A 25,850-nucleotide genomic window follows, 5' to 3' on the forward strand; every position below is an offset into this window, starting at 1 on the left:
CCGCTCAGCCTGTCGGGCAGGTCCCCGCCGCCTCGCGCAGCACCCGCGCCGACGGCGCGTCCACCGGCAGCCCGTACCCGCGCAGCACCGCGGCGAACTGCACCGCGTATTGACACCAGAACGCCCGGTTGGGCGGCATCCATACGGCGGGCTCGTTGTCACCCTTGTGCTGATTCGTCGGCCCGTCCACAGCCAGCAGATTGGCCGGGTCGTTGGCGAACCGCAGCCGCAGTTCGTCGGTCCAGGAGCGCGCGCCCAGATCCCAGGCCAGCGCCAGCGGGACGAGGTGGTCGATCTGCACCGACGCCCCGATCTGATTGCCGCGCACGAAGGCGATGGTCGCGTTCGTGTACGGATCGATCAGGGTGCCGGTGGCGACGGCGGTCGGGCATCGCTTGATCGACACATAGGACTTCTCGACGAGATCGCGATCCAGGATGTCGTTGCGGGTGTCACAGCCGTTGCGCCCACCCGGCGCATCGTTGTCATCGTCCCAGGAATCCCCGAACGCGTCGCGCCGGTAGTCGTACCCGGGTACCCGGACCGGGACCTCGATCACCCCGGCCAGCACATCGACACCGGGCGCGACCGTGGGGGTGTCGGCCTCGGCCACGTACCGCGCCGAGCCCGCGCCGGGCTCGGTGCTGACCTGCACCGCGACCAGCACCGCAAGCGCGACGCCGGCCCCCAGCAGGCCGATCCGCTTCACGACTTGTCCAGGTACTGAACCCGATCGGAGGCGGAAAACGGTGCGGCCAGCACGTCCAGTCCGGGTTGATACGGGTTGTCCAGATAAGCGGTCTCGCAGAAGCTGCGGGCGTCCTGGATGATGCCGAGATGGTCGGCCAGTGACAGGAAACGCAATGTGGTGAGCCGCCCGGATTGGTTGTAGCCCAGCACATCTCCTTCCTGACGTTCCTGGAGGTCGAGGTCAGCCAGCGCGAAACCGTCCAGCGTGCCCGCCACCGCGCGCAACCGTTCACCGGCCTTGGAGCTCTCCGGCATCCGGGTCACCAGCAGACACAAGCTCGGATGCTGCCCGCGGCCGATGCGCCCGCGCAGTTGGTGCAGCTGACTGATGCCGAACCGGTCGGCGTCCATCACCACCATCATGGTGGCGTTCGGCACGTCGACGCCGACCTCGATGACGGTGGTGCAGATCAGCACATCGATCTCACCTGCCCGGAACGCCGACATCACCGCGTCCTTCTCTTCGGGCGCCAGCCGGCCGTGCATCAGACCTAGCCGCAACCCCGCCAGCGGACCGGTGCTCAGCCGCTCCAGCACCTGCAGCACGGTGACCGGCGGCGGACCGTGTTCGTAGGCGTTCTTCTTGTCGGGCTCCTCGTCGATACGCGAGGCCACCACGTAGGCCTGCCGGCCGGCGGCCACCTCCTCGATGATGCGCGCCCAGGCCCGGTCCAGCCAGGACGGCTTGTCCTTGGTGAACACCACATTGCTGGTGATGGGCTGACGCCCGCGCGGCAACTCGCGCAGCGTGGAGGTCTCCAGGTCACCGAATACCGTCAGGGCGATGGTCCGCGGGATCGGCGTGGCCGTCATCACCAGCAGGTGCGGGGTGATCCCACCGGTGGCCTTGGCCCGCAACCGGTCTCGCTGCTCGACGCCGAACCGGTGCTGTTCGTCGACCACCACGATGCCGAGCTGGCTGAACTCCACCGCGTCCTGGATGATGGCATGCGTGCCCACCACGATCCCCGCTGTACCGGAATAGATCTCATCGCGCGCCTGACGCTTCTGCTGCGGCGACATCGAGCCGGTGAGCAGGGTGACGGCGGTCGCGCCGTCGGCGGCGCCGAGTTCACCGGCCATGGCGAGCGGCCCCAGCACCTGGCGGATGGAACGGTAATGCTGCGCGGCGAGCACCTCGGTGGGCGCCAGCAGCGCACACTGCAGACCGGCGTCGACCATCTGCAGCATCGCCAGCACCGACACGATGGTCTTGCCGGAGCCGACCTCGCCCTGCAGCATCCGGTTCATCGGGCGGGTCTTGGCGAGCTCACCGGAGATGACCTCGAGGACCTCGCGCTGCCCGCCGGTCAACTCGAAGGGCAGCTGCGTCATCAAGGCGGCCGCCAGGCCGTCCCCGCGCAGCGGCGCAGCCGGGCCGGTCTCACCGAGCGCCCCGTAGCGCCGCGACACCAACGCCCACTGCAGGCCGATCGCCTCGTCGTAGGTCAGCCGTTCCTGCGCGGCGGTCCGCTCGACAGCGTTCTCCGAGACGTGGACGCGACGCAGCGCGGCATCCTCGGAAATCAGATCCCATTGCCGCAGAAAGGATTCGGGAAGCAGCTCCGGGATCGGGTCCAGGACGGCCAGCACCTGGCAGATGCAGGCATAGATGTCCCAGCTCTGTAGCTTCTTGGTCGCCGGGTAGATCGGGAAGAACTCCCGTTCGAACGCGGCCAGCACGTCGGAGCCGGACTCCCCCGACGCGTCGGCGATCTTCGCGAACGACCGGGTGCCGATGGTGCGTTGCCCAGGGGCGCCGATGACGAGGAACGCCGGGTGCGACAACTGCATGGTCTTGCGGAAGTAGCCGATCTCACCGGAGAGCATCACCCGGGTGCCCTCGACCAGACTGCCGATGAGGTAGTCGGCGTTGAAAAAGGTGGCGGTGATCGGAGGATTGCGTTCACCGAGGGTGACGCGCAGCATCTTGCGCGGCCGCTTGCCCCGCTGTGGTTTCATCTGCCGGACGTCGGTGGCGGTGATGACGTCGACGAAGGTGACGTGCGTGCCCTCTTCGAGTTCGATGTCCTCGCCCTCTTCACGCACGTTCATGCCGTCGCTGTACTTGCGCGGGTAGTGGCGCAGCAGGTCGTTGACGGTTCGGATACCGAAGGCTTCTTCGAGCTTGTCGGCAGCCTTGGCGCCGATGATCGGCGAGAGCAGATCGTTGAGGGCAACCACGGTTCACTCCACCCCTATCAACAGCGCGTCGCCGTCGTGATCGGTGCGGTAGCTGACCAATTCGGCTCCCAGATGCTGCTGGCGCACGTGATCGCGCAACCGCTCCCCCACTCCCTCGTCGACACCGCTGCCGATCAGCACGGTGATCAACTCGCCGCCGGCGGCGAGCAACAGATCGATCAGTCCGGCCCCGGCCGAGGCGACATCACGCCCGACGATCAACACCTCGTCACCCGAGATACCCAGTCCGTCACCGGGTTTACAGTGCCCCGCCCAGGTCAGCGCATCGTCGGTGGCCACCCGCACCGAGCCGTGCCGGGCGGCGGCCGCCGCACGCGCCATGGTGTATCCGTCGTCGACGCCCTGGCGGGTCGCATCGTGCACGGCCAGCGCCGCCAGGCCCTGCACCATGGACGCGGCCGGCACCGGGACCACGTCGATACCCCAGCCCGTCGCCGCCGTGCAGCCGGCCACCAGCTCCTCGGCGGCGATGAAACCGTTGGGCAGCAACATGATCTGCGCGGCGTCGGCGTCCACCAGGGCGCGCAGCAGCTGCTGCGCGCTGATCGGCACCCCGTCGTGCGGGCGCAGCACACGGGCGCCCTCACCGGCGAACAGTGTCGCCGCGCCGTCGCCGTCGACCACGGCGAGCACCGCGCGGTCGCGGCCGGCGGTGTGGATCGGGCGGGCACCGGTGAGCACGGTGATCTGAATGTTGCTGGGACTGCCGACCGCAAGGCCGGCCTCCACCGCGGCGCCGGCATCGTCGGTGTGCACGTGCACCGACTGGGTTCCGCTGCGGCCCGCAGTGATGGCCACCGAGTCACCGAGCGCGACCAGCGTGGCGCGCAGGCCCTCGACAGACTCGGCCCGGCAGCCGTCCAGCAGATACATGACCTCGAACTGCGGGGCCGCGGCCGAGCAGACGGCCGGTTCGGGGGTGCCGGCGGCCGGTTCATAGGCGGGACGCCGTGGTGCGGAGCCGATCAGGGTCGCGGTCAGCGCGTCGAGCAGGACCAGCAGACCCCGCCCGCCGGCGTCGACGACACCCGCCTCGGCCAGCACGTCGAGTTGGTCGGTGGTGCGTTCCAAGGCCGCGACCGCCGCGGTGGCGGCCGCGTCGACAACGGCGGCCACATCGGCACCCTCCGCGGCGCGATCCTCGGCGGTATCGGCCGCCGCGCCGAGTACCGAGACGATGGTGCCGGGGACCGCCTCACCCATCGAGGCCACCACCAGTCCCTCGGCGCAGCGCAGGGCGGCGGCGAGCGACGGCCCGCCGATCTCGGACAGCTGTCCTTCGGCGGTGACATCGGAAATTCCCCGCAGAATCTGGGACAGGATCACCCCGGAGTTCCCGCGGGCGCCACGCAGGGCACCGTCGGCCAGGCAGCCGGTCACCCCGACCAGGTCGAGATCCTCACGTCCCGCAAGGCCGGCCACCGCGGAACGCATGGTGAACAGCATGTTGGTGCCGGTATCGGAGTCCGCGACGGGGAAGACGTTCAGCCGGTTGATCTCGTCGGTGTGGGTGATCAGGTGCCCGACGGCGGTGTGGGCCCAACGTCGCATCGCCGATGCGTCGAGCCGCGCAGCCGACATCTACACCTCCTGAGCGTCGCACCAGCCGTGCGGGCCAGAATAGTCATCGTGGCCGACAGTGCGGCCGCCCGCGGCCCAGGTTGTGGACAACATGAGCGAGCGCAGCGCACCCTGAGCGAGCGGAGCATCAGCACCGAATGCGGCCTGTGAGCCTGCGAACAGGGTGCGTTTTGGAGATCCGTTCCCCGGGCCGGTATCCTGGTCAGGTTGTCGGGTCACCCGCTTGCGGTCGATGGCCCCCAGTACTGATTACAAGGAGTTCTAGACATGGCTGCCGTGTGCGACATCTGCGCTAAGGGCCCCGGCTTCGGCAAGTCGGTGTCGCATTCCCATCGCCGGACCAACCGTCGCTGGAACCCGAACATCCAGACCGTCAACGCGGTGACCCGCCCCGGCGGCAACAAGCAGCGTCTGAACGTCTGCACCTCCTGCCTGAAGGCCGGCAAGGTCGCACGCGGCTAATTCCGCCTCGCGCGGTCCACAGCTGAACCATATCGACGGTCACCTCACCGGTGACCGTCGTTTTTGGTGACTCCCGGGTCCCCGCTAGGGCAGGCGCCAGTCGATCGGCTCGGCACCGAGCTTCGTCAGCAGTTCGTTGGCGCGGCTGAAGGGCTTCGATCCGAAGAATCCCCGCGATGCCGACAGCGGCGACGGGTGCACCGATTCGATACAGGCGCACCCGCCCTCGGTCAGCATCGGTTTCAGCGTCTGCGCGTCGCGTCCCCACAGCACTGCCACCAGCGGCTGCGGTCGCGCGACCAGTGCCCGGATCGCGCATTCGGTGACGGCCTCCCAGCCCTTGCGCCGATGTGAGGCCGGCTCGCCGGGCCGCACGGTGAGCACCCTGTTCAGCAGCATCACGCCCTGCTGCGCCCACGGACTCAGATCGCCGTTGGCCGGCACCGGGTAGCCGAGGTCCGCGCCGTACTCGGTGAAGATATTGACCAGGCTGCGCGGCACCGGGCGGACGTCCGGGGCGACCGAGAAACTCAGCCCGACGGCATGACCGGGTGTCGGGTACGGGTCCTGACCGACGATGAGCACCCGCACCGCGTCGAACGGAAACGTGAACGCCCGCAAGACGTTCTCCCCGGCCGGCAGGTATTGGTGTCCGGCGGCCAGCTCGGCACGCAGGAACTCCCCCAACTCGGCCACCTGCGGGGCCACCGGCTCGAGCGCACGCGCCCAGCCGGGTTCGATCAGATCTGTCAGCGGGCGTGGCGTCACGAGGCCCCAAACTAGCGTGCCGCCGGTTCAGTAGGACTGCCAGCCCGGGTTTCCTTGCCAGGCACGGCCATCGACGAGCACCGCGGGCGCGCCGTCGAGCACCCTGCCGATCACCCGCCAGCCGGCAGGCACCGCGCCGGGGAAGGTGGCGACCAGTGCGTGGTCCTCTCCCCCGCCGAAAACCCATTCCCAGGCGTCCTGCCCCGTGGCTGCCGCGGCGTCGGCCAGCGCGTCGTGATCGGGGCCCAGCGCCTGCCGCGACACCTCGATGACGATCCCGGAGGCGGTCGCGATGTGTCCGAGGTCGGCCAGCAGCCCGTCGGACACATCGGTCATCGAGGTCGCCCCGGCATCGGCAGCGACACGGCCCTGGCCGTACGGCGGTTTCGGCACCAGATGCTGCTCGCGCAGCGCGGCGGGCTCACTGATGCCCTTGAGCCACAACGAGTATCCCGCACCGGAACGCCCCAGATCACCCGTCACGGCGACGAGGTCACCGGCGCGTGCGGTGTCCCGTCGCACCGGTGCGCGCCCAGCGAGATCACCGAGCACCGTCACCGACACCACCCACTGCGGGGCGCTCACCAGGTCGCCACCGGCGATCCCCGCACCGCAGCGCTGCGCCTCGTCCCACAGGCCGTCCGACAGCTCCCGCGCGGCGGCGGCCGGGGTGTCCGGTGGCGCACCGAAGGCCACCACGAACGCGGTCGGCGTCGCACCCATGGCCTCGACATCGGCCGCGTTCTGGGCGATGGCCTTGCGGCCGATGTCGTGGGCCGTCGACCAGTCCAGCCGGAAATGCCTGTCCTGCACCAGCATGTCCGTGGACACCACGGTGCGCCCGTCGGCGGCGGTGATCACCGCGGCATCGTCACCGGGACCCAGTTCCACAGCGTCGGGCTGGCGGCGGTCGGCGTTGATCGCCTCGATGACACCGAACTCCCCGACCTGTGCCAACGTCGGCTCGCTGTCGCTCATCTCACCGTCCTGCGTAGGGCTTCCCGGCCTGAACACTGCCGCGACCTGCGGTACGTTTGGTCCCTGCGGCGACGAGTCTATGCAGCGGAAACGGAGGCACACCCAGTGGTAGAGGCATTCATGCTGATTCAGACCGAGGTGGGCCGCGCCGAGGTCGTCGCGAAACAGCTGGCCGGCCTGCCCGGAGTGCACTCCGCGGAGTATGTGACCGGGCCGTATGACGTGGTGGCCCGGGTCGGTGCGGACACGCTGGACGGACTGCACCGCGACGTGGTGGACAAGGTGCAGCAGGTGGCCGGAATCACCCGTACCCTGACCTGCCCGATCGCCGAGACGCAGCATCCCTAGAGTTACCCGTGTGACACAGCCCGATGAACCGGACGGCCCACCCCGGTCGCTGATCATCGCGGCCGTCGGAGTCGCTGTTGCCGCCGTGATCGTGGTGCTCACCTTCGCCGCGACCCGCCAGGCCGCCCCGCCGGACACACCGGTGGCCATCGCCGCCGCCCCCGCCCCACAGGCCGACGGCCCGCAATGCGCTGCGCTGCTCGAGGCGCTGCCCGAGCAGCTCGGTGACTACCGGCGCGCGCAGGCCGTCGAGCCGGTTCCCGCCGGCGCCGCCGCCTGGCAGGCCGATCCGGAAACCGATGCCGTCATCCTGCGGTGCGGCCTGGACCGCCCCGCCGATTTCGTGGTGGGCACACCGCTGCAGGTGGTCGACGAGGTGCAGTGGTTCGAGGTGAACGCCTATGGGATCAGCACCTGGTTCGCCGTCGACCGGGGCACCTACGTGGCACTCACGCTGCCGTCGGGATCGGGTCCGACGCCGATCCAGCTGATCTCCAAGGCGATCGCGCGGACCATGCCGGCTCAGCCGCTGGATCCCGGACCGCCGCGCTGAATTCTCTCGCGCGCTAACGCAGGCCGGTACCGCGGGCCACCGCGGTCTCGACCATCGTCGCCAGCAGCGTCGGGTAGTCCACCCCGCTGGCCGCCCACATCCTCGGGTACATGGAGATGGTGGTGAATCCGGGCATCGTGTTGATCTCGTTGATCACCGGGCCGTCCTCGGTGAGGAAGAAGTCGACCCGTGCCAGGCCCTGACAGTCGATGGCACGGAACGCCCTGATGGCCAACGCACGGAGCTCGTCGGCGATATCGTCATCGACCTTGGCCGGCACGTCGAGCTCGGCGGCGTCGTCGAGGTACTTGGTGGCGAAGTCGTAGAAGGTGTCCTCCCGGTCGCGCACCCCGGCGACCCGGATCTCACCGATCTCGCTGGCCTCCACGCGCCCGTCCGGGAACTCCAGCACGCCGCATTCCAGTTCGCGGCCGATGATGGCGGCCTCGACGATGACCTTGGGGTCGTGCCGGCGGGCATCGGCGATCGCGGCGTCCAGCTGATCCCAGGCCGTGACCCTGCTGACCCCGATCGACGAGCCGCCGCGGGCCGGTTTGACGAACACCGGCAGGCCCAGGCGCTCCCGGTCATCGAGCGCGACGGTGTGCTGCCCGCCGCGCAGCACCACGTGATCGCCGATCGGCAGCCCATCGGCCACCAGAAGTTTCTTGGTGAACTCCTTGTCCATACCGGTGGCGCTGGCCAGCACCCCGGCCCCGACGTAGGGCACACCGGCCAGCTCGAGCAGGCCCTGAATGGTGCCGTCCTCCCCGTAGGGACCGTGCAGCACCGGGAACACCACGTCGACGGCGGCCAGCACCTCGCCGGCTCCTTCGCCCAGCGACAGCAGTTCGCCCTTGCGCACCGGGTCGGCGGCCAGCGCCAGCGCGGTGCCGTCGGCCACATTCGGCAGCTCACCGGCGGTGATGGCCAGGTTCTCGGGCTTGCCATCGGTCAGCACCCAGGAGCCGTCCGGGGTGATCCCGACGGCGACCACCTCGAAGCGCTGCGGGTCGAGATTACGCAGGATGCTTCCTGCGGAAACACAGGAGATCCCGTGCTCAGAACTGCGTCCGCCATAGATGACGGCGACACGGGTACGGGCACTCACAACCTGCAGAGGCTACCGGCTGAGACGTCCGCAGGGCCTGTCAGGCCAGCGCGCGCTCGATATCGGCGACGATATCGTCGGTGTCCTCGATGCCCAGGGAGATCCTGGCGAAGCCCTCGGGCACCGGGTCTCCCCAGCGCGCGCGACGGTCGACGCAGGTATGGATCCCGCCGAAGCTGGTGGCCGCCACCAGCAGCGCGCTGCGTTCCACCAGCTGGTGCACGGCGCCGGCATCGGCGAGTTCGACGGACACCAGACCGCCGAAACGCCGCATCTGCTCGACGGCGATCGGGTGGGCGGGATCGTGCGGCAGGCCCGGGTAGCGCACCGAGAGCACCGCCGGATGATCGCGCAGCATCAACGCCACCGCCTGTGCGTTGCGGCACTGCCGGTCGATGCGCAGCCCGGCGCTGCCCAGACTGCGCAGCACCAGCCACGCCTCGAATGTGCCGAGCACCGGCCCGGCCAGCAGCCGGTCGCGTTCCACCGCCGCCATCAGCTCGGGGTGGCAGCCCGCGACATAGCCGGCCAGCAGATCACTGTGCCCGGACAGGGCCTTGGTGGCGCTGGCGACGACGAGGTCCGCCCCCAGCGACAGTGGCTGCAGGCCCAGCGGGGTCGCGGCGGTGTTGTCGACCACCAGGGTGGCGCCGCGGGAACGGCAGGTGGTGGCCAACCGGTGCAGGTCCACCACATCCAGCGTCGGGTTCACCGGGGTCTCGGCGAGAACGACATCGGCGCGCTCGGCCGCTGCGCACATCTGCACGGCGGAGGCCTCCACCACTGTGACACCCAAGGGTGCCAGATATTCGGCGGCGTACCGGCGCACCTGGTAGTAGCCGTCGGCGGGCACGACCAGGGTTTTGCCCGGTTTGGCCAGCACCCGCAGTGCCGCGCTGATCGCCCCCATACCGGAGCCGAAGGTCAGCGCCGACGAGGCGCCTTCCAACTCGGCGAGCGCCGATTCCAGCTGCCGCCAGGTGGGATTCGATGCCCGCCCGTAGGTGTCCAGCGGTTCGGACTCGTCCGGCGACAAGTGATACGCCGACGCCGGAACCGGCACCGGGCCGACGGGCGAACCTGGCATTCCGTGTGCACCAACAGCATTCACGCTGCGGGTGGAATCGCCGTACTCCATATCCATCTCCCGTCGCTTCGCCCGCCCGGGCAACGCCCTATTCGGGCTTGGTGCTGCGCCCCAGCAGCAACATCACGGCCTGCTCGACGGACAGACCGCGATGACAGACCTGGTGGACCGCGTCGGTGAGCGGCATCTCGACGTCATAACTCGAGGCCAGCGCCAGCACCGACTGACACGACGTGGCGCCCTCGGCGACGTGTCCCTGAGCGGCGCGCAACGCGGACTCCATCGAACCGCCCTGCCCGAGCCGAGCCCCGAAGGACCGGTTGCGCGACTGCGGCGAGGTACAGGTCGCCACCAGATCACCGACGCCGGCCAGGCCTGCCAGCGTTGCCCCCTTGGCACCCAACGCGATTCCCAGCCGCATGATCTCGGCGAGACCGCGGGTGATGATCGCCGCCGAGGTGTTCTCGCCGAGGCCCACGCCCGCGGCCATGCCGCAGGCCAGCGCGATCACGTTCTTGCAGGCGCCCCCGATCTCGGCACCGATCACGTCGGCGTTGGTGTACGGACGGAAGTACGCGGTGGACAACGCACGCTGCAAGGCCACGGCGCGGCCCGAGTCACTGCATGCGACGACCGTGGCGGCCGGTTGCTCGTCGGCCACCTCTTTGGCCAGGTTCGGTCCGGTCACCACCGCGACGCGCGCCTGGTCGGCTCCGGTGACCTGCGAGATCACTTGACTCATCCGCATCAGGGTGTCCAGTTCGATGCCCTTGGCCAGGCTGACCAGGGTGGCATCCCGACCGATCAGGTGTTTCCAGGACTCCAGGTTGGGCCGCAGCGTCTGGGACGGCACCCCCAGCAGCACGGTGCAGGCCCCGTCGAGCGCCTCGGCCGCATCGCCGGTGGCCCGGATACCGGCCGGCAGCGGGGTGTCCCCGAGATAGTCCGGATTGCGGTGCGTCGCGTTGATTTCATCGGCCAGTTCGGCCCGCCGTGTCCACAGCGTCACGTTGTTACCCGCGTCGGCAAGCACCTTGGCCAGCGCTGTTCCCCACGCACCGGCTCCCATCACAGCGGCTTCGACCACGGCTCAACCCTAGCTGCCCCGCGGAGACTGGCAGGATGGCGGATATGACGGGCAGCAGCGCACAGCCGGAGGTCGGTGTGCTGATCGCAGTGAAGCGGCTTACCGCCGCCAAGACCCGGCTGGCGCCGGTGCTGTCGGCGTCCGCGCGGGAGAGTCTGGTGCTGGCCATGTTGGTCGACACCGTCACCGCAGCCTCGGCGGTGCCCGCCGTGACATCGATCACCGTGGTGACACCGGATCCGGATGCGGCCGCGGCCGCCCGCGAGCTCGGCGCGCACGCATTGCTGGACCCGACCCCGGACGGACACCCCGACCCGCTCAACAATGCGCTCAGCGCGGCCGAATCGGCGGCGGGCGTGCCCAACATCGTTGTCCTCCAAGGTGACCTGCCGGCGCTCAGATCTGCCGAGCTGGCCGAGGCACTGGCCGCCGCACGCCGGCACCCACGCAGCTTCGTCGGCGACCGGCACGGCACCGGAACCTCGGCACTGTTCGCCTTCGGAGTCCCACTCGATCCTCGGTTCGGCGCGGAATCCACACGCCGCCATGTCGATTCGGGTGCGGTAGAACTGGCCGGCCACTGGCCGGGACTGCGGTGCGATATCGACACCCCCGATGATCTCACCGCGGCACTGCACCTCGGACTCGGGCAGGCGACGCACCGCGCGGTCGGCGCGCTGCCGTGCACCGGCAGCGACGGTTGACGGCGATGCGCACTGGAATGCGCGGTGGGGATAGGCAATGATCGAGACATGACCGACGCCGATACAACGAGTGCTGACACCGAGTGGACGCCGGCGGAGGCCGTGGACAGTGCACCCGACGCTCCCCCTGCGGAGACCACCGACGCCGTCGAGGACGCGCTGCCCGAGGATCGCTACCTCAATCGTGAGCTGAGCTGGCTGGACTTCAACGCGCGGGTGCTGGCGCTGGCCGCCGACACCTCACTGCCACTGCTGGAGCGGGCCAAGTTCCTGGCCATATTCTCGTCCAACCTCGACGAGTTCTACATGGTGCGCGTCGCCGGGCTGAAACGTCGCGACGAGATGGGACTGTCGGTGCGCTCGGCCGACGGGCTCTCGCCCCGGGAACAGTTGCGACGCATCGGTGAGCGCACCCAGCAGATCTCCAGCCGCCACGCCCAGGTCTTCCGGGAATCGGTGCGCCCGGCGCTGGCCGAGAAGGGCATTCTGATCGTCAACTGGTCCGACCTGGACGAGGACGAACACGCGACGCTGTCCACCTACTTCCACGAGCAGGTGTTCCCGGTGCTGACGCCGTTGGCCGTCGACCCGGCGCACCCGTTCCCGTTTGTGAGCGGCCTGAGCCTGAATCTGGCGATCACGGTGCGCCAGCCCGATGACCGCACGCAGCACTTCGCCCGAATCAAGGTGCCCGACAACGTCGACCGATTCGTCGAGCTGCCCCGCCGCGAAGGCGAGGACGGCACGCCGGGCCCGGCGCGCTTCCTGCCCCTGGAGGAGCTGATCGGCGCCTTCCTGTCGGTGCTGTTCCCCGGCTTGGAGGTCGTCGAGCAGCACGCGTTCCGGATCACCCGCAATGCCGACTTCGAGGTCGCCGAGGACCGCGACGAAGACCTGTTGCAGGCGCTGGAACGGGAACTGGCTCGGCGCCGGTTCGGTTCCCCGGTGCGCCTGGAGGTCGCCGACGACATGACCGAGAACATGCTCGAGCTGCTGTTGCGAGAGCTCGACGTGCATCCCGGCGATGTCATCGAGGTGCCTGGACTACTGGATCTTTCGTCACTGTGGCAGATCTACGGGGTCGACCGGCCCGATCTCAAGGACCGTCCTTTCGTACCCGCCACCCCGGCCGCGTTCGGTGAGCGCGAGACGCCGAAGAGCATCTTCTCGACGCTGCGCGATGGCGATGTGATGGTGCACCACCCCTATGACTCGTTCTCCACGACGGTGCAGCGCTTCATCGAGCAGGCCGCCGCGGACCCGAACGTGCTGGCCATCAAACAGACTCTGTACCGCACGTCCGGTGACTCGCCGATCGTCAACGCACTCATCGACGCCGCCGAGGCCGGCAAGCAGGTGGTCGCGCTCGTGGAGATCAAGGCCCGGTTCGACGAGCAGGCCAACATCAAATGGGCTCGCGCCCTTGAACAAGCCGGTGTGCACGTGGTGTACGGACTCATCGGCCTGAAGACCCACTGCAAGACCTGTCTGGTGGTGCGCCGGGAAGGCTCGACGATACGGCGGTATTGCCATATCGGCACCGGCAACTACAACCCCAAAACCGCCCGGCTGTATGAGGATGTCGGCCTGCTGACCGCATCCCCCGATATCGGCGCCGACCTGACCGATCTGTTCAACTCGTTGACGGGGTACTCCCGCAAGGTGTCCTACCGCAACCTGCTGGTGGCGCCGCACAGTGTGCGCAAGGGCATCATCGGGCGCATCGAGCAGGAGACCGCCGCGCATCTGGAGAACGGGCAGGGCCGAATCCGGCTGAAGGCCAACGCACTGGTCGACGAGCAGGTGATCGACGCGCTCTACCGGGCCTCACAGGCCGGTGTCCGGGTCGAGGTCGTGGTGCGCGGAATCTGCGCGCTACGCCCCGGTCAGGAAGGCTTGTCCGAGAACATCGTGGTGCGTTCGATTCTCGGCCGGTTCCTGGAGCACTCCCGAATTATTCACTTCCGCGCCATCAATGAGTTCTGGATCGGCAGCGCGGACATGATGCATCGTAATCTGGACCGCCGTGTGGAAGTCATGGCACAGGTCAAGGATCCGCGGCTGACAGCCCAACTGGACGAGATGTTCGAGTCCACCATGGATCCGGCGACCAGGTGCTGGGAGCTCCAGACGGACGGTCGATGGAATGCGCTGCCGCTCCCCGGCAAAACGGTGCGGGACCATCAGGTCGCGCTGATGGCGAAACATCGCTCACCCTGACCGCCCGGCTGTCGGCCACTGACAACACCTAGGAGTTGATGTGTCGGACAGCTCGCCCCGCGAGAAGACGAAGACGGTGCACGCCGCCGGCGCGGTGCTGTGGCGCGAGCTCGCGGGACGGACCGAGGTGGCCGTCGTGCACCGTCCGCGCTACGACGACTGGTCGCTGCCCAAGGGCAAGGTGGACCCCGGGGAGAGCCATGCCGCCACCGCCGTCCGGGAGATCCATGAGGAGACCGGGTTTCAGAGTCGGCTCGGGCGCAGGCTGGCCGTCATCAGTTATCCGGTGGACGGTGCCCGCAAGCGGGTGGTGTATTGGGCGGCCGGCGCCGGTGACGGCGAGTTCAGCGCCAATGACGAGGTGGACGAGTTGCTCTGGCTGCCGCCGAAGGACGCGATGAAGCGGCTGCAGTATCAGCAGGATCGTAAGGTGCTGCGACGCTTCGCCAAAGCACCGGCGGACACCGCGACGACGATCATCGTCCGACATGCGCGCGCCGGTTCGCGGTCGAAATACAAGGGCGAGGATTCCCGTCGACCACTGGACAAGCTCGGTCGCGCCCAGGCCGAATCACTGGTGAGTCAACTACTTGCCTTTGGCGTCACCGAGCTTCACGCCGCGCCGCGCGTGCGCTGTGAACAGACGCTGGGGCCGCTGGCTCAGGAAATCGGGGGGCTCATCGAATCAGAGGCCGCCCTCACCGAGGAGGCCTACGCCGGCGACAAGAAGGCCGCCCGGGCGCGGGTTCTGGAGATCGCCTCGGGTCCAGCCGATGTGACGCCGGTCATCTGTACCCAGGGCAAGGTGATCCCCGATCTCATCGCATGGTGGTGCGAGCGCGACGGTGTCCGGCCGGACAAGTCGCGGAATCGCAAGGGCAGCACCTGGGTGCTGTCCTCGGCGGGCGGGCGGCTGATCGCCGCCGACCATATCGGCAGCCCGCTGGCCATCCTGGAGTAAGCCTCGGTAGGTCTCCGGGTGGCAAGTGGCGCACACAAAAACACCCCAGAACATGTTGTTCTGGGGTGTTTTTGTGTGCGAGCCGGAATTACTTGCGGCCGCGCTTGGCCGGAGCCTTCTTGGCCGGAGCCTTCTTGGCGGGGGCCTTGGCGACGACCTTCTTGGCCGGTGCGGCCTTCTTGGCCGGAGCCTTCTTGGCCGGAGCAGCCTTCTTGGCGGCGGGAGCCTTCTTGGCCGGAGCCTTCTTGGCCGGAGCAGCCTTCTTCGCTGCCGGTGCGGCCTTCTTGACCACAGCCTTCTTGGCCGGAGCAGCCTTCTTGGCGGCGGGAGCCTTCTTGGCCGGTGCGGCCTTCTTCACTGCCGCCTTCTTGGCCGGTGCGGCCTTCTTGGCGGCGGTGCGCTTGGCCGGAGCCGCTGCCACACCACGCTTGACGGCGGGGCCGTCTGCCGGGAGACGCTGCGCGCCAGAGACAACTGCCTTGAACTGCGCGCCCGGGCGGAAGGCCGGAACCGACGTCGGCTTGACCTTGACGGTCTCGCCGGTGCGCGGGTTGCGGGCCACACGGGCGGCACGGCGACGCTGCTCGAAAACGCCGAAGCCAGTGATGGTAACGCTCTCACCCTTGTGCACCGCACGAACGATCGTGTCGACGATGTTCTCAACCGCGGCAGTAGCCTGTCGACGATCGGTGCCCAACTTGGTTGTGAGTGCGTCGATGAGCTCTGCTTTGTTCATGCAAACCCTCCGAAGTCCAGTGGTCCACCTTGGACCGACTAGAGGACACGGTAAACCTATTTGCCACATATTTCCAAGAGCCACGCGCAGTTTCATACGTAGCTGGCGAATATCCGGCAATCCGATTGGCCCACTTGGACAGTGGTACCGGCGTCCGAGAATAGGGTTGCCGAGCCATATTTGGGGGCCCGGAAACCGTCGAGATCAGACCGGCAGCGTCCGCGGTTTGAAGCTCGGACGGCGCTGCTCGTACGCTTCGATTTCAGCCTGTTTCCGCAGCGTAAGGCCAATATCGTCGAGTCCCTCGAGGAGCCGCCACGCGGTGTAGTCATCAATGATGAACGGCAGCAGGACCGTTCCGGCGGCGATGGTTCGATCTTGAAGATTGACAGTGATTTCCAAGCCCGGATTCTGCTCGATCAGCTTCCAGAGAAGTTCGACATCATCATGGGAGACTTCGGCCGCCAAAAGACCCGCCTTGCCGGCGTTGCCCCGAAAAATATCTGCGAATCGCGGTGAGATGACGACCCGGAAGCCGTAGTCCATCAGCGCCCAGACGGCGTGTTCGCGAGACGAACCGGTGCCGAAATCGGGGCCGGCCACCAATACCGACCCCTTGTCGAAGGGCGCCAGATTCAGGATGAAAGCCGGATCGTTGCGCCAGGCGGCGAACAAACCGTCCTCGAAACCCGTTCGGGTGACCCGCTTCAAATACACCGCCGGGATGATCTGGTCGGTGTCGACGTTGGTTCGGCGCAACGGCACGCCGATCCCGGTGTGAGTGGTGAAAGCTTGCATGTCCTGGTACTCCTTGCGGTTCGAAGACCTAGCGGGTGGCGGCGACGGGTTCGAGATCGGCCGGGGAAGACAACGTGCCGCGCACCGCGGTGGCCGCTGCCACCGCAGGCGACACCAGGTGGGTACGCCCGCCCTTGCCCTGTCGGCCTTCGAAATTGCGGTTCGAGGTCGAGGCGCAACGCTCCCCCGGGGCAAGCTGGTCCGGGTTCATCCCCAGGCACATCGAACAGCCGGCCTGGCGCCATTCCGCGCCGGCAGCGGTGAAGATCGCGCCCAGACCCTCGGATTCGGCTTGCGCGCGCACCCGCATGGAGCCCGGGACCACCAACATCCGGACCCCGTCGGCGAGCGTGCGGCCGTCCAGGATCTCGGCGACCACGCGCAGGTCCTCGATGCGCCCGTTCGTGCACGAGCCGACGAAGACCGTGTCCACCGGGATGTCACGCATCGGAGTGCCCGCGCGAAGGTCCATATAGGTCAACGCTTTCTCGGCCGCCTGTTTGGCATCGTCATCGACCATCATCTCGGGATCGGGCACCGCCGCCGAGAGCGGCACACCCTGCCCGGGATTGGTCCCCCACGTGACGAACGGGCTCAGCGTCGCGGCGTCGATGTACACCTGGGTGTCGAATTCGGCGCCCTCATCGGTGTGCAACTCACTCCAGGCCTGCACCGCGGCATCCCAATCCGCGCCTTTCGGCGCGTGCGGACGGCCCTTCAGGAACTCGAAAGTCGTGGCATCGGGCGCCACCATGCCTGCCCGGGCACCGGCCTCGATGCTCATATTGCAGATCGTCATCCGGCCCTCCATCGACAAGGATTCGATGGCGCTGCCCCGGTATTCGATGACGTGCCCCTGCCCGCCACCGGTCCCGATCTTGGCAATGACCGCCAGAATGATGTCCTTGGCGCTCACGCCTTCGGGCAGATCCCCGTCGACATTGACCGCCATCGTCTTGAAGGGCTTCAGCGGAAGCGTCTGGGTGGCCATCACGTGTTCGACCTCAGATGTGCCGATCCCCATGGCGATCGAGCCGAACGCACCGTGAGTCGAGGTGTGGCTGTCGCCACAGACGACCGTCATACCCGGCTGCGTCAGACCCAGTTGGGGTCCGATGATGTGCACGATGCCCTGCTCGGCATCGCCCATCGGGTGCAGCCGGATACCGAACTCCTCGCAGTTGCGGCGCAGGGTGTCCACCTGGGTACGCGACACCGGGTCGGCGATCGGCTTGTCGATGTCCACCGTGGGCACATTGTGATCCTCGGTGGCGATGGTGAGATCGGGCCGGCGCACCGGGCGCCCGGCCAATCGCAGACCGTCGAAGGCCTGCGGGCTGGTGACCTCGTGCACGAGGTGCAGATCGATGTAGATCAGGTCGGGTTCGCCGGCGCCGCGGGCCACGACGTGGTCATCCCACACCTTCTCGGCCAGGGTGCGGGGCCGCGGACTGGACTGTGTCTGCTCCATTGGGTATCTCGATTCGACTCGGGCGTCCTGCCGTGACGGGCTGGCTATCTCACGATGCGGGACGCTAGTATCTCCCTGTGAGACAGGATAGCGGTATCGGCGTCCTCGACAAAGCGGTGGGCGTCCTGCACACGGTGGCCGAGTCACCATGCGGTCTGGCCGAACTGTGCGAACGCACCGGCCTGCCGCGGGCGACCGCGCACCGGCTGGCCGCCGGGCTGGAAGTGCACCGCCTGCTCGCCCGCGACACCGAGGGACGTTGGCGGTTGGGCCCGGCGCTGACCGAGCTCGCAGGCCAGGTCAATGATCCGTTGCTGGCAGCCGGTGCCGCCGTGCTGCCGAGGCTTCGCGAACTCACCGGCGAGAGCGTCCAGCTCTATCGCCGGGAAGGCACCTCCCGGGTGTGTGTGGCCTCCTTGGAGCCACCGGTGGGGCTGCGCGACACCGTGCCGGTCGGCACCCGCCTGCCGATGACCGCCGGCTCCGGTGCCAAAGTGCTACTGGCCTACAGCGATAACGCCACCCAACAGTCGGTACTCATGACGGCCAAGTTCACCGAACGCACGCTTGCCGAGGTACGTAAGCGGGGCTGGGCGCAAAGCGCCGCCGAGCGCGAGTCCGGTGTGGCCAGCGTGTCCGCGCCGGTGCGCGACGGTCGCGGCGCGGTGATCGCCGCCATCTCGGTGTCCGGGCCCATCGATCGGATGGGCCGACGGCCCGGTGCCCGCTGGGCCGCCGATCTGCTGGCCGCCTCGGAAGCCCTGACCCGCCGGCTCTAGCAAACTTCGCGCGCTGGCCCTATTGTCGACACCATGAGCGCGTCGGCGCTGGCCGGAGGTGCGTGACCACGGGTTCTCAATCGCCGCAATGGCTGGCCACCGCACGAATGCTGCGGCGGTCCGGTTTCGGTACGACCGGGCGCGAGGTCGATGCGGTGGTGAATCGGGAGTGGGGGTCCTACCTCGACGAGGTGCTCGCACTGGACCCGGCCGCCGACCCCGGCGCCATCGCGACTCCGATGGCCACCTACTCGACCCCCGCGCTGCCCGCCAGCGAAGCCACCACCGCACCCTTCGTGAGCAGCATGCTGGCGCAGATGCAGGACCTGTCGGGATGGTGGATACGCCGGATGGTCGCCGTGCGCCAACCGATCCACGAGAAGCTGACCTTCGTCTGGCACAACCATTTCGCCACCTCGGCGGAAAAGGTGGTGGCCGCGGAATTCATGGCGGCGCAGAACCAGACCCTGCGCGCGCACACTCTCGGTGACTTTCGCGACCTCGCCTACGCCATGCTCACCGACTCCGCGATGCTGCGCTGGCTGGACGGTTTGGGCAATACCAAGGAGGCGCCCAACGAGAACCTGTCCCGCGAGTTCATGGAACTTTTCGCCCTCGGTCACGACAACGGCTACACCGAAGCCGATGTGCGTGAGGGGGCGCGGGCACTCACCGGCCGCTTCGACACCCTGGGCAACGGAACCGTGCTGCTGGCCGAGCATCACGACAGCGGTGTCAAGACGATCCTTGGGGCGACAGGCCCGTTCGGGGACAGCGACTTCTGTGACATCGTGCTCGGCCATCCCGCCTCGGCGCGCTTCGTCAGTGCGAAGCTGTGGCGTCTGCTGGCCGCGGATACGGATCCGGGCGAGGCCGCTTCGGCCCGCTTGATCACCGCCTACGGCCCGAACCGGGATCTGAAAGCCTTGACCAAGGCCATCTTTCTCGATCCCGACTTCGTCGCCGGTGCCGGCACCGCAGTCGTCACCCCGGTGGATTGGCTGATCGGAATGCTGCGCTCGCTGTCGGTGCCACTGGACGGCCCGACCACACTGACCGCCTGCGATGTCGTGCTCAAGGTGATGGGCCAGCGCCCCTTCTCCCCGCCCGATGTCGACGGCTGGCCCCAGGGCCGGGTGTGGCTGTCCAATACGAGTGCGGCCGCGCGGTTCTGGGCGGCCGACCGGTTCGTCCCGACCGGTGACCTCTCGACGGTGGCCGACGCCGCCCCGAGTGACCGCGTCGATGCCGCGGGCTATCTGCTCGGGATCGGCGCCTGGTCCGACACCACCGCGGCAGCCCTGCGGCCCCTCGCCGACAATCCGGACCGGTTGGTCGCCGCCGCCGTCAACACGCCCGAATACCTGACGGTGTAGGTAGATATCCCATGCCGGAGCTCAATCGCCGCAGATTCCTGATCGCCAGTGCGGGGCCGCAGGGCTCGCCGCGGCGGCCGGCGCGGCGGTCACACTGCCCCAGCTGTTCGAGCGCGCGCAACAACAACCCTTGCCGGCCGATACCGGAATCCTGGTGATCCTCACGCTCTACGGCGGCAATGACGGCCTGAACACCGTGATCCCCTACACCGACAACGCGTACTACGACGCGCGTCCCGATCTGGCGTTCGCACCGGAAACGGTCATCGATCTGGACGGTGTCGTCGGGCTGAACCCGGCGCTGACCGGCCTGGAGACGTCGTGGCGCACTGACAACCTGGCCATCGTCCGCGGCGTCGGCTACCCGAAACAGGACCGAAGTCATTTCCGTTCGATGGATATCTGGCAGACGGCCTCACCGGATGACCCGACGGCATCCGGCTGGATCGGACGCTGGCTGGACGCAGGCGGGGACGATCCGTTGCGCGCGGTGAACATCGGCACGGTGCTGCCGCCGATGGCCATCGGCGGAAAGCACACCGCAGCCGGGCTTTCGGTGACCATCCCGAGGCTGCCGCCGGATATGCCCGGCGTCCTGGAGAAGATGAGCTCACCCGACCCGCACGACACCCCCGCCATGGCGGCGGTCCGTGCCGACTTCCGGGCCTACCGCGCCATCGATGACACGTTCCGGACCTTCACCGACAGCCCGCTGCCGACGACGGCGGCCACCGACCTCGGCAGGCAACTCGCCGACGACCTCGAACTGGTGGCCCAGTGCGTGCGGGCCGGCGTTCCCACCAAGGTGTACATGGTGTCCCTCGGCGGATTCGACACCCACGCCAATGAGCGCGGCGACCAACAGAAACTGCTCACCGCACTCAATGACGCCATCACTCCGTTCCTGAAGCAGATGCGCAACAGCGCCTACGGCAGGAATGTGGTCACGATGATCTATTCGGAGTTCGGCCGGCGGGTGGCCGCCAACGCCACCCAGGGCACCGACCACGGCACCTCGGGTCCGGTGTTGATCCTCGGCGAGTCCGTGCGGGGCGGCTTCTACGGTGACGCACCCAGCCTCACCGATCTGCACGACGGCGACCTCAAGACCACCACCGACTTTCGAGACGTGTATCACGAACTGCTCGATCAGACGCTGGGCGCGGATCCGGAGCCCTCGGTCGGCCCGGGCCGGCGGCCGATCGGCTTTCTGTGAGGTGCGCGACATCGCACGAAAAAAGTCCCAGGATTTCTCCTGGGACTTCATCTGTACCCCCGATGGGATTCGAACCCACGCTACCGCCGTGAGAGGGCGGCGTCCTAGGCCGCTAGACGACGGGGGCTAGAACATCTTCCGGACGGTCAGCATAGCTCAGGCGATCGTGCTCACCTAATTGGTGCCGACGTGACCGGACAGCTGGGGTACCAGGACTCGAACCTAGAATGAGGGAATCAGAATCCCTAGTGTTGCCAATTACACCATACCCCATTCGATACCCATCACCGCAGGTCAGGGCATCAATTGGCCCAATCAGCGCCGCGGAAGAGTTCTCCGCTGTGCTTTTCGGGCCGACGCACAGATTACCAAAGAATCGGGGGCACTTTTCACACCCCACCCCTTGCGGCCCGCAACCGGGCCAGACTGCGGTCACGGCCCAGCAGCTCCATCGACTCGAACAGCGGCGGGCTGATCGTCGCGCCGGTCACCGCGACCCGGATCGGACCGAAGGCCTTACGCGGTTTGAGCTCCAACCCGTCCAGCAGCGCCGTCTTCAGCGCCTCCTCGATCGACCCTGTCGTCCATTGCGGCGCGGCCTCCAGGGCTGCCAGTGCGGCGTCGAGCACGACAGCGGCCTCGGCCTTCAGTTCCTTGGCCGCCGACTTCTCGTCGAGCACATAGCTGTCATCGTTGAAGAACTTCAACAGATCCCACGCATCGCCGAGCACGACGATGCGGGTCTGCACCAGTGCCGCCGCCTCCGCGAAGCCGGCGTCGTCGAGCCCGGTGTCGTGGCCGTGCGCGTCCAGGTAGGCACGTAGCCGGGTGCTGAAGTCCTCGGGCGTCAACATCCGGATGTGCTCGGCGTTGATGGCGTCGGCCTTCTTCTGGTCGAACCTGGCCGGGTTGGAGTTGACGTCGGCGACGTCGAACGCCGCCACCATCTCATCGAGGCTGAACAGGTCGTGATCGTCGGCGATGCCCCAGCCCAGCAGCGCGAGATAGTTCAGCAGGCCCTCGGGGATGAAGCCGCGGTCGCGGTGCAGGAAAAGGTTGGACTGCGGGTCGCGCTTGGACAGCTTCTTGTTGCCATCGCCGAGAACGCTTGGCAGGTGGGCAAACTCGGGAATGCTGTCGGTGACGCCGATCCGGATCAGCGCCTGGTACAGCGCGATCTGGCGCGGCGTGGACGGCAGCAGATCTTCGCCGCGCAGCACGTGGGTGATCTTCATCAATGCGTCGTCGACGGGATTGACCAAGGTGTACAGCGGATCTCCGCTGGCCCGGGTGACCGCGAAATCGGGCACCACGCCGGCGGCGAAGGTGGTCTCCCCGCGCACCAGATCATTCCAGGTCAGGTCCTCATCGGGCATCCGCAACCGCAGCACCGGTTTACGGCCCTCGGCGGTGAAGGTCGCACGCTGCTCGTCGGTGAGGCTGCGGTCGTAGTTGTCGTAGCCCAGTTTGGGATTGCGGCCGGCGGCGATATGGCGGGCTTCGACTTCTTCGGGCGTGGAGTAAGCCTCGTACACCTCGCCCGCGGCCAGAAGTTTGGCGATCACGTCGCGGTACAGATCGGAACGCTGAGACTGCCGGTAGGGCTCATACGGCCCCCCGATCTCGGGGCCCTCATCCCAGTCCAGGCCGAGCCAGCGCAGGGCGTCCAGGATCGCGTCGTAGCTTTCCTGGCTGTCGCGGGCGGCATCGGTGTCCTCGATGCGGAAGACGAAGGTGCCACCGGTGTGCCGGGCGTAGGCCCAGTTGAACAGCGCGGTGCGGACCAGCCCGACGTGCGGGGTGCCCGTCGGCGATGGGCAGAAACGTACCCGAACGGTCATCGCTATTTTCCTTTACGCACAACAGGATTGGACAGGGTGCCGATGCCCTCGATGGTGATGCTGACGATGTCGCCGTCCTCGATCGGGCCGACCCCCTCGGGGGTGCCGGTCAGGATCAGGTCCCCGGGCAGCAGCGTCATGACCGCCGACACCCATTCGATGATGGCGCCGACATCGTGCAGCAGCATCGCGGTGTTGCTGTTCTGCCGGACTTCGATCTCGCCGACCGAACCGTCCTCGGCCGGGTGGATCACCTCGGTGCGCAGGTCCAACTCGGAGGGGTCGACGGCGGTCTCGATCCACGGTCCGACCGGGCAGAAGGTGTCATGGCCCTTGGCCCGCATCCACTGGCCGTCCCGCTGCTGCTGATCGCGCGCGGACACGTCGTTGGCGATGGTGTAGCCGAGGATGTAGTCGGCGGCTTTCGCGGCGGGCACGTCCTTGCAGGGCCGCTCGATGACGGCCACCAACTCGCCTTCGTGGTGGACCGGGTGGGCATCGGCGGGAAGCTGGATGGCGACGTTGGGCCCGATGATCGCGGTGTTGGGCTTGAGGAAGATCACCGGATCCTCGGGCGCCTCGCCGCCCATCTCGAGGGCGTGGGCGGCGTAGTTCTTGCCCATACAGACGACCTTGCTGGCCAAAATCGGGGCCAGCAGCCGCACATCGGCCAGCGGCCAGCTGCGGCCGGTGAAGGTGGGATTTCGCGACAGGTACTGCTCGGCGATCTCGCGGCACACCGCATCGGAGTTGGAGTCGCCTTCGATGACCACAAAGGCGACCCCGTCGGGACTGGCGATTCGACCGAGGCGCATCCGTTCAGCCTAATGAGGCCCCGCGGCCGCTCGGCGCGCGGCGTCCACCGTGCACCTGAACAAGCTCACAGCGTCTCATATCATGAGATATCAGTTCAATATTATGGGATGAGCGTGGCACCATGGCGACATGCCCACGACGTCGATCAGCACCGCGCGGCGCTGGTCCATGCTGGTGATCGCCCTGACGGCGACCACATGCGCCAACGTGTTCATCAACGGCGCGGCCTTCCTGATTCCCACCCTGCACAGCCAGCGCGGACTCGATCTCGGCCTGGCGGGACTGCTCTCGGCGATGCCCAGCTTCGGCATGGTGGTCACGCTGATCGCCTGGGGCTGGTTGGTGGACCGGGTCGGCGAGCGCATCGTGCTGACCGTCGGCTCGGCGCTCACCGCGGCATTCGCGTTCGGCGCGGCCTCGGTGCAATCGCTGTGGGCCGTCGGGGCGTTCCTGCTCCTCGGCGGGATGGCCGCCGCGAGCAGCAACGCCGCGAGCGGCCGCGTCGTGGTGGGCTGGTTCCCACCGGAGCAGCGCGGTCTGGCGATGGGAATCCGGCAGACAGCGACACCCCTGGGTGTCGGACTGGGCGCCCTGGTGATCCCCCGCGTCGCCGAAAGCCACGGTGTGGGCCCGGCATTGCTGTTCCCCGCGGTGGTGTGCGTGCTGTCCGCAGTGATCTGCGCGATCGGCGTGCTGGACCCGCCGCGACCGCCCCGGGCCGAGGCGCCGCCGGAGCATCTGGCCAACCCCTATCGCGGATCGTCGGTGCTGGCACGCATTCACGCGGTCTCGGTCCTGCTGGTCATCCCCCAGGGCTTCATCTGGACCTTCATGCTGGTGTGGCTGATGACCGAGCGTGGGTGGTCCGCCGCTTCGGCGGGCGCGCTCGTCACCGCCGCCCAGGTGCTGGGCGCCGCCGGGCGTATCGCGGCCGGGCGATGGTCCGATGTGCTCGGCCTGCGTCTGCGGCCCATCCGATTCATCGCTGCGGCCGCGTCGGCGACCATGGCGTTGCTCGCCGTCACCGATGCACTGGGTTCACCGGTGAGCGTCGCCCTCATCGTCATCGCCTCGGTGGTGACGGTGTCCGACAACGGGTTGGCGTTCACCGCGATCGCCGAGATCGCCGGTCCGTTCTGGAGCGGACGCGCGCTGGGCACCCAGAACACCAGCCAGCATCTGGCCACGGCGGTCGGGTCACCGGTGTTCGGTGCGCTGATCGCCGCGGCCGGATTCCCGTTCGCGTTCGCCGTATGCGCACTGTTCCCTGCCGCAGCGATATTCCTGGTGCCGGACGGCCCCGGGCCCGGGGCCGTTGAGCGCGTGAAATAGCACACCTGCGAACAGCTTTCAGGCTCACGAGCAGACCGATACTGAGTCCGCTCAGGAAGCAGTCATATCCCCCGTCGCCGGCACACCGTCGGCGCGGCCATAACGTAGGTACACCGACCCCTTCGGACTCGCGACCGGCGGCTGCAGCAGCCGGACGTTCGTGGGCACCACACCACCGTCGAACACCTTCTTGCCCACCCCGAGCATGACGGGATGCAACCACAGATCGATCCCGTCGAAGAGCTTCTCCCGCAACAGGGTTTGCACCAGGTTCAAGCTGCCCACAACCTTCACCCGCTCGTGCCGGTCCCGGATCTCGCGCACCGCGCCGACCAGGTCCGGACCCAGCCGGGTCGATCCCGCCCAGGACAGGTCGGGCGTGCCGCGCGAGGCCACGTACTTCGGGACGGTGTTGAACAACGTCGCGAACTCGCCGTCCTGATGGGGCCAGTACGCGGCGAAGATGTCATAGGTGCGCCGGCCGAGCAGCAACGCGTCGGTGCCCTCGTACGCCGCCGCCACCTGCGCACCGGCGACATCGTCCACCAGTGGCGCCTGCCAGCCGCCGAACGGGAAGCCGATCGGATCCTCGTCGGGGCCGCCGGGTCCCTGACCGACCAGATCCAGCGTGGCGAACAATTCGATATCGATGAGTCCCATACCGGATAGA

The 25,850-nt window shown here is 67.9% G+C and carries 23 protein-coding genes, 2 tRNA genes and 1 pseudogene; 10 read left to right on the forward strand and 16 right to left on the reverse strand.

Going from position 1 to position 25,850, the window contains the following annotated elements:
• Positions 1-4: 4 nt before the first annotated feature.
• The 3 genes from EXE63_RS03935 to EXE63_RS03945 are packed head-to-tail and all read right to left on the reverse strand — an operon-like array spanning position 5 to position 4,536.
• A complete protein-coding gene (locus EXE63_RS03935) occupies positions 5-709 on the reverse strand; it encodes an HNH endonuclease family protein (RefSeq protein WP_168140896.1) in 705 nt (234 codons plus the stop codon).
• Positions 706-2,934, reverse strand: a complete 2,229-nt coding sequence (gene recG / locus EXE63_RS03940; protein ID WP_168140897.1) for an ATP-dependent DNA helicase RecG — start codon at positions 2,932-2,934, stop codon at positions 706-708. The genes EXE63_RS03935 and recG overlap by 4 nt, the downstream gene beginning before the upstream one ends.
• Positions 2,935-2,937: 3 nt before the next feature.
• Positions 2,938-4,536: a fatty acid kinase ATP-binding subunit FakA gene (locus EXE63_RS03945; RefSeq protein ID WP_168140898.1), complete on the reverse strand. Its 1,599-nt coding sequence runs from the start codon at positions 4,534-4,536 to the stop codon at positions 2,938-2,940.
• Positions 4,537-4,803: 267 nt separating this feature from the next.
• On the opposite strand from EXE63_RS03945, the gene rpmB reads away from it, so the two are divergent.
• The gene (gene rpmB, locus EXE63_RS03950; protein ID WP_057166329.1) at positions 4,804-4,998 is read left to right on the forward strand and encodes a 50S ribosomal protein L28; all 195 of its coding nucleotides are present in this window, start codon (positions 4,804-4,806) and stop codon (positions 4,996-4,998) included.
• Between the two features lie 84 nt (positions 4,999-5,082).
• Here the strand turns inward: rpmB and EXE63_RS03955 are convergent, their stop codons facing one another.
• The gene (locus EXE63_RS03955) at positions 5,083-5,766 is read right to left on the reverse strand and encodes a uracil-DNA glycosylase (protein ID WP_105365529.1); all 684 of its coding nucleotides are present in this window, start codon (positions 5,764-5,766) and stop codon (positions 5,083-5,085) included.
• A gap of 27 nt (positions 5,767-5,793) precedes the next feature.
• Positions 5,794-6,744, reverse strand: coding sequence for a thiamine-phosphate kinase (locus tag EXE63_RS03960; RefSeq protein ID WP_168140899.1), 951 nt, complete (start codon positions 6,742-6,744; stop codon positions 5,794-5,796).
• A 105-nt stretch (positions 6,745-6,849) separates the two neighbouring features.
• On the opposite strand from EXE63_RS03960, the gene EXE63_RS03965 reads away from it, so the two are divergent.
• Entirely contained in the window at positions 6,850-7,092 is a 243-nt protein-coding gene (locus tag EXE63_RS03965) for an Lrp/AsnC ligand binding domain-containing protein (RefSeq protein WP_168140900.1), read from the forward strand.
• Positions 7,093-7,102: 10 nt separating this feature from the next.
• The gene (locus tag EXE63_RS03970; protein ID WP_210000230.1) at positions 7,103-7,645 is read left to right on the forward strand and encodes a DUF3515 domain-containing protein; all 543 of its coding nucleotides are present in this window, start codon (positions 7,103-7,105) and stop codon (positions 7,643-7,645) included.
• A gap of 13 nt (positions 7,646-7,658) precedes the next feature.
• Here the strand turns inward: EXE63_RS03970 and EXE63_RS03975 are convergent, their stop codons facing one another.
• From EXE63_RS03975 to EXE63_RS03985, 3 genes are read right to left on the reverse strand one after another with little or no spacing between them, the layout of a single operon-like run.
• Positions 7,659-8,756, reverse strand: a complete 1,098-nt coding sequence (locus EXE63_RS03975; protein ID WP_168140901.1) for a D-alanine--D-alanine ligase family protein — start codon at positions 8,754-8,756, stop codon at positions 7,659-7,661.
• Positions 8,757-8,796: 40 nt separating this feature from the next.
• Entirely contained in the window at positions 8,797-9,900 is a 1,104-nt protein-coding gene (locus EXE63_RS03980; RefSeq protein ID WP_168140902.1) for a cystathionine gamma-lyase, read from the reverse strand.
• 31 nt (positions 9,901-9,931) lie between these two features.
• Entirely contained in the window at positions 9,932-10,930 is a 999-nt protein-coding gene (locus EXE63_RS03985) for an NAD(P)H-dependent glycerol-3-phosphate dehydrogenase (protein WP_168140903.1), read from the reverse strand.
• Positions 10,931-10,965: 35 nt separating this feature from the next.
• Here EXE63_RS03985 and cofC point away from each other — a divergent pair, with 35 nt between their 5' ends.
• The 3 genes from cofC to mutT1 are packed head-to-tail and all read left to right on the forward strand — an operon-like array spanning position 10,966 to position 14,815.
• Positions 10,966-11,634, forward strand: coding sequence for a 2-phospho-L-lactate guanylyltransferase (gene cofC / locus EXE63_RS03990; RefSeq protein ID WP_372513141.1), 669 nt, complete (start codon positions 10,966-10,968; stop codon positions 11,632-11,634).
• Positions 11,635-11,682: 48 nt separating this feature from the next.
• Complete coding sequence (locus EXE63_RS03995; protein WP_168140905.1) at positions 11,683-13,854, forward strand: RNA degradosome polyphosphate kinase; 2,172 nt, start codon at positions 11,683-11,685, stop codon at positions 13,852-13,854.
• Between the two features lie 40 nt (positions 13,855-13,894).
• A complete protein-coding gene (mutT1, locus tag EXE63_RS04000) occupies positions 13,895-14,815 on the forward strand; it encodes an 8-oxo-(d)GTP phosphatase MutT1 (protein ID WP_168140906.1) in 921 nt (306 codons plus the stop codon).
• An 88-nt stretch (positions 14,816-14,903) separates the two neighbouring features.
• Here mutT1 and EXE63_RS04005 read toward each other — a convergent pair whose 3' ends face one another.
• The 3 genes from EXE63_RS04005 to leuC all read right to left on the reverse strand — a co-directional run bounded on the left by EXE63_RS04005 (position 14,904) and on the right by leuC (position 17,820).
• The gene (locus tag EXE63_RS04005; RefSeq protein WP_168140907.1) at positions 14,904-15,551 is read right to left on the reverse strand and encodes an HU family DNA-binding protein; all 648 of its coding nucleotides are present in this window, start codon (positions 15,549-15,551) and stop codon (positions 14,904-14,906) included.
• A 204-nt stretch (positions 15,552-15,755) separates the two neighbouring features.
• A complete protein-coding gene (leuD, locus tag EXE63_RS04010; RefSeq protein WP_105364028.1) occupies positions 15,756-16,349 on the reverse strand; it encodes a 3-isopropylmalate dehydratase small subunit in 594 nt (197 codons plus the stop codon).
• A 28-nt stretch (positions 16,350-16,377) separates the two neighbouring features.
• Positions 16,378-17,820 (reverse strand): 3-isopropylmalate dehydratase large subunit, encoded by a 1,443-nt coding sequence (leuC, locus tag EXE63_RS04015; RefSeq protein ID WP_168140908.1) that lies wholly within the window; start codon positions 17,818-17,820, stop codon positions 16,378-16,380.
• Positions 17,821-17,897: 77 nt separating this feature from the next.
• Between leuC and EXE63_RS04020 the strand changes: the two genes are divergently transcribed.
• The 3 genes and pseudogenes from EXE63_RS04020 (at position 17,898) to EXE63_RS04030 (ending at position 21,191) form a co-directional block, all read left to right on the forward strand.
• Complete coding sequence (locus EXE63_RS04020; RefSeq protein WP_168140909.1) at positions 17,898-18,599, forward strand: IclR family transcriptional regulator; 702 nt, start codon at positions 17,898-17,900, stop codon at positions 18,597-18,599.
• A 62-nt stretch (positions 18,600-18,661) separates the two neighbouring features.
• On the forward strand, positions 18,662-19,975 hold the full coding sequence (locus EXE63_RS04025; protein ID WP_372513142.1) for a DUF1800 domain-containing protein: 1,314 nt from the start codon (positions 18,662-18,664) through the stop codon (positions 19,973-19,975).
• An 11-nt stretch (positions 19,976-19,986) separates the two neighbouring features.
• Positions 19,987-21,191, forward strand: a pseudogene (locus EXE63_RS04030) (DUF1501 domain-containing protein).
• A 54-nt stretch (positions 21,192-21,245) separates the two neighbouring features.
• On the opposite strand, the gene EXE63_RS04035 reads toward EXE63_RS04030, so the two are convergent.
• From EXE63_RS04035 to EXE63_RS04050, 4 genes are all read right to left on the reverse strand, one after another.
• Positions 21,246-21,318, reverse strand: a tRNA-Glu gene (locus EXE63_RS04035).
• A gap of 74 nt (positions 21,319-21,392) precedes the next feature.
• Positions 21,393-21,464: transfer RNA gene (locus tag EXE63_RS04040), tRNA-Gln, on the reverse strand.
• A 116-nt stretch (positions 21,465-21,580) separates the two neighbouring features.
• Complete coding sequence (gene gltX, locus EXE63_RS04045) at positions 21,581-23,032, reverse strand: glutamate--tRNA ligase (protein WP_168140910.1); 1,452 nt, start codon at positions 23,030-23,032, stop codon at positions 21,581-21,583.
• Positions 23,033-23,034: 2 nt separating this feature from the next.
• Entirely contained in the window at positions 23,035-23,847 is an 813-nt protein-coding gene (locus EXE63_RS04050; protein WP_168140911.1) for a fumarylacetoacetate hydrolase family protein, read from the reverse strand.
• Between the two features lie 130 nt (positions 23,848-23,977).
• On the opposite strand from EXE63_RS04050, the gene EXE63_RS04055 reads away from it, so the two are divergent.
• On the forward strand, positions 23,978-25,180 hold the full coding sequence (locus tag EXE63_RS04055; RefSeq protein WP_168140912.1) for an MFS transporter: 1,203 nt from the start codon (positions 23,978-23,980) through the stop codon (positions 25,178-25,180).
• 51 nt (positions 25,181-25,231) lie between these two features.
• On the opposite strand, the gene EXE63_RS04060 is transcribed toward EXE63_RS04055, so the two are convergent.
• Positions 25,232-25,840, reverse strand: coding sequence for a dihydrofolate reductase family protein (locus tag EXE63_RS04060; RefSeq protein ID WP_168140913.1), 609 nt, complete (start codon positions 25,838-25,840; stop codon positions 25,232-25,234).
• Positions 25,841-25,850: the final 10 nt, after the last annotated feature.

Origin of the sequence: Mycolicibacterium frederiksbergense (assembly GCF_012223425.1) — a bacterium.
Lineage (GTDB): Bacteria > Actinomycetota > Actinomycetes > Mycobacteriales > Mycobacteriaceae > Mycobacterium > Mycobacterium frederiksbergense.

What these genes read in the sequence shown, in the direction of transcription:
- EXE63_RS03960 (WP_168140899.1), bottom strand. Translation starts at nt 6,744, where the DNA reads ATGAGCGACAGCGAGCCGACGTTGGCACAGGTCGGGGAGTTCGGTGTC.
- EXE63_RS04005 (WP_168140907.1), bottom strand. Translation starts at nt 15,551, where the DNA reads ATGAACAAAGCAGAGCTCATCGACGCACTCACAACCAAGTTGGGCACC.
- EXE63_RS03995 (WP_168140905.1), top strand. Translation starts at nt 11,683, where the DNA reads ATGACCGACGCCGATACAACGAGTGCTGACACCGAGTGGACGCCGGCG.
- leuD (WP_105364028.1), bottom strand. Translation starts at nt 16,349, where the DNA reads ATGCAAGCTTTCACCACTCACACCGGGATCGGCGTGCCGTTGCGCCGA.
- rpmB (WP_057166329.1), top strand. Translation starts at nt 4,804, where the DNA reads ATGGCTGCCGTGTGCGACATCTGCGCTAAGGGCCCCGGCTTCGGCAAG.
- gltX (WP_168140910.1), bottom strand. Translation starts at nt 23,032, where the DNA reads ATGACCGTTCGGGTACGTTTCTGCCCATCGCCGACGGGCACCCCGCAC.
- EXE63_RS03980 (WP_168140902.1), bottom strand. Translation starts at nt 9,900, where the DNA reads ATGGATATGGAGTACGGCGATTCCACCCGCAGCGTGAATGCTGTTGGT.
- EXE63_RS04060 (WP_168140913.1), bottom strand. Translation starts at nt 25,840, where the DNA reads ATGGGACTCATCGATATCGAATTGTTCGCCACGCTGGATCTGGTCGGT.
- EXE63_RS04055 (WP_168140912.1), top strand. Translation starts at nt 23,978, where the DNA reads ATGCCCACGACGTCGATCAGCACCGCGCGGCGCTGGTCCATGCTGGTG.
- EXE63_RS03945 (WP_168140898.1), bottom strand. Translation starts at nt 4,536, where the DNA reads ATGTCGGCTGCGCGGCTCGACGCATCGGCGATGCGACGTTGGGCCCAC.
- cofC (WP_372513141.1), top strand. Translation starts at nt 10,966, where the DNA reads ATGGCGGATATGACGGGCAGCAGCGCACAGCCGGAGGTCGGTGTGCTG.
- leuC (WP_168140908.1), bottom strand. Translation starts at nt 17,820, where the DNA reads ATGGAGCAGACACAGTCCAGTCCGCGGCCCCGCACCCTGGCCGAGAAG.
- EXE63_RS04050 (WP_168140911.1), bottom strand. Translation starts at nt 23,847, where the DNA reads ATGCGCCTCGGTCGAATCGCCAGTCCCGACGGGGTCGCCTTTGTGGTC.